Origin of the sequence: Neisseria sp. P0014.S002, from assembly GCF_051958295.1 — a bacterium.
GTDB classification, from domain to species: Bacteria; Pseudomonadota; Gammaproteobacteria; order Burkholderiales; family Neisseriaceae; genus Neisseria; species Neisseria flavescens_B.
Genome location: NZ_JBQCVO010000125.1, coordinates 1 through 238, shown reverse-complemented (window position 1 = coordinate 238; position 238 = coordinate 1). Strand labels below are relative to the sequence as shown.

1 protein-coding gene is annotated in these 238 nt (G+C 56.3%); it reads left to right on the top strand.

What is annotated here, in order from left to right; genetic code table 11:
- Nucleotides 1-238: GA-like domain-containing protein (locus tag ACTHSX_RS10855; RefSeq protein WP_440379689.1), on the top strand; the 238-nt coding region annotated here is incomplete at both ends.

The window sequence follows — 238 nt, the reverse complement described above, 5'->3', positions numbered from 1 at the left end:
ATCAGCCAAGCAGAAGCGGACAAACTGACAGCACTGAACGCCAAAGTCGCTGAAACCCAAGCGGCGGCGGATGCGGCAGTGAAAGCATTGCCGGAAGGTGCGAAAGATGCGGAAGGCAACACCAAAGCATCCTTGCAAACCCGTACAGACGATGTGAACGAAGTGCCCGTACCGTCCGTCACCGATGCAGACAACAACGGCATCAAAGACAGCGACGAGCAAGCGGTAGCCGATGCAT